A 2,269-nucleotide genomic window follows, 5' to 3' on the forward strand; every position below is an offset into this window, starting at 1 on the left:
GGACATGCCCGGTTTCTCGATCGGCCAGAAGATCGACAAGATGGGCATGCGCGGCAGCCCCACCGCCGAGCTGGTGTTCGACGACTGCGAGGTCCCGCACGAGAATGTCATGGGCCCGGTCAATGGCGGCGTCGGCGTGCTGATGTCGGGCCTCGACTATGAGCGCACCGTGCTCGCCGGCATCCAGCTCGGCATCATGCAGGCCTGCCTCGACGTGGTCGTCCCATATCTGCGCGAGCGCAAACAGTTCGGCAAGCCGATCGGCGCCTTCCAGCTGATGCAGGCCAAGGTCGCCGACATGTATGTCGCGCTCAACTCGGCCCGCGCCTATGTCTATGCGGTTGCTCGGGCCTGCGACGCCGGCAAGACCACCCGCTTCGACGCAGCCGGTGCGATCCTGCTGGCCAGCGAGAATGCCTTCCGCGTCGCGGGCGAGGCGGTCCAGGCGCTGGGCGGTGCGGGTTACACCAAGGACTGGCCGGTCGAACGCTTCCTGCGCGACGCCAAGCTGCTCGATATCGGCGCCGGGACCAACGAGATCCGGCGGATGCTGATCGGCCGAGAGCTGATCGGGGCCGGAACAGAGGGCGCGTGATGGCAGGAAGATATTACGACCAATGGCGCGTTGGCGACCATATCGCCCACGACATTCGCCGCACTGTGACGGAGACCGACAATCTGCTGTTCACGACGATGACGCACAACCCGCAACCGCTCCATCTCGATATCGAGACGGCAAAGCGGAGTGAGTTCGGCAAGATTCTCGTCAACGGCACTTTCACCTTTGCCCTGATGATCGGGCTCACCGTAGGCGACACAACGCTGGGAACGCTGATTGCGAACCTCGGTTACGACAAGCTCATCATGCCAAGTCCTGTCTTCATCGGCGATACGATGCGGGCGGAGACCAAAATCGCGGAGCTTCGCGATAGCAAATCGCGGCCTGATGCGGGGCTCGTGACGTTTCGCCATGTCCTGATCAATCAACGCGACCAGATCGTCTGCCAGTGCCTGAGATCGGCGTTGCTTTCGAGATCGCCGGCATGAGCGCGCCGGCTCTGGACACCAGGCTATCGCCGGAGAGCGAGACCTTCCGCGCCAACGCAGCGCACAACCGTGCTTTGGCCGGGCGGCTCCGCGCCGATGTCGCGCGCACGGCGCTCGGCGGCTCCGAGAAAAGTCGCGAACGGCACACGTCGCGCGGCAAACTGCTCCCGCGAGACCGCGTCGAGCGGCTGCTCGATCCGGGATCGCCCTTTCTGGAGATCGGGCAGCTCGTTGCGAATGGCCTGTATGACGACGAGGTGCCGGGGGCGGGCGTGATCGCCGGCATCGGCCGCGTTTCCGGGCGGCAGGTGATGATCGTCTGCAACGACGCCACGGTGAAGGGCGGGACCTATTATCCGCTGACCGTGAAAAAGCATCTGCGCGCGCAGGAGATCGCCGAGGCGAACCGCCTCCCCTGCATCTATCTGGTCGATTCGGGCGGCGCGAACCTGCCCCACCAGGCCGAGGTATTCCCCGACCGCGATCATTTCGGGCGGATCTTCTTCAACCAGGCCAACATGTCGGCCAAGGGCATTCCGCAAATCGCTTGCGTGATGGGCAGCTGCACCGCGGGCGGCGCCTATGTGCCGGCCATGTCCGACGAGACGGTGATCGTGCGCAACCAGGGCACGATCTTCCTCGCGGGCCCGCCGCTGGTGAAGGCGGCGACGGGCGAAGTGATCTCCGCCGAGGAGCTTGGCGGCGCGGAGACCCATGGCCGCAAGTCGGGGGTGGTCGATCATGTCGCCGAGAATGACGAGCATGCGCTGACCATCGTGCGCGACATCGTCTCGACACTCCCTGAGAACCGGAAACCGGACATCGCGCTGAAGGAGCCGCGCGCGCCGAAGTTCGACGCCGAAGAACTGTACGGGATCGTGCCCTCCGACGTCCGCGCGCCTTACGATGTGCACGAAGTGATCGCGCGGCTGGTCGACGGCAGCGAGTTCCATGAGTTCAAGGCGCTGTACGGATCGAGCCTGGTGTGCGGCTTTGCGCATATCTGGGGCATGCCCGTCGCGATCCTCGCCAATAACGGCGTGCTCTTCTCGGAGAGCGCCGTGAAGGGGGCGCATTTCATCGAGCTGGCGTGCCAGCGGCGCATCCCGCTGCTGTTCCTGCAGAATATCTCGGGCTTCATGGTCGGCGGCCGCTACGAGGCGGAGGGCATTGCCAAGCATGGCGCCAAGCTCGTCACCGCGGTGGCAACCGCGAGCGTGCC

General features: G+C 65.0%; 3 protein-coding genes. All 3 read left to right on the forward strand.

What is annotated here, in order from left to right; genetic code table 11:
• The coding region (locus tag AC1DT7_RS24090) for an acyl-CoA dehydrogenase family protein (RefSeq protein ID WP_478038841.1) at positions 1 to 595 on the forward strand (595 nt) is incomplete at its 5' end.
• On the forward strand, positions 595 to 1,047 hold the full coding sequence (locus AC1DT7_RS24095; protein WP_478038845.1) for a MaoC family dehydratase: 453 nt from the start codon (positions 595 to 597) through the stop codon (positions 1,045 to 1,047). The genes AC1DT7_RS24090 and AC1DT7_RS24095, both read left to right, overlap by 1 nt.
• A partial coding sequence (locus AC1DT7_RS24100) for an acyl-CoA carboxylase subunit beta (RefSeq protein ID WP_478038843.1) occupies positions 1,044 to 2,269 on the forward strand: 1,226 nt, incomplete at its 3' end. The genes AC1DT7_RS24095 and AC1DT7_RS24100, both read left to right, overlap by 4 nt.

It is taken from the genome of Sphingomonas sp. P3_C6 (assembly GCF_056402595.1).

Bases quoted from the DNA above. Each gene is read 5' to 3' on its own strand.
- AC1DT7_RS24095 (WP_478038845.1), top strand. From the start codon at position 595: ATGGCAGGAAGATATTACGACCAATGGCGCGTTGGCGACCATATCGCC.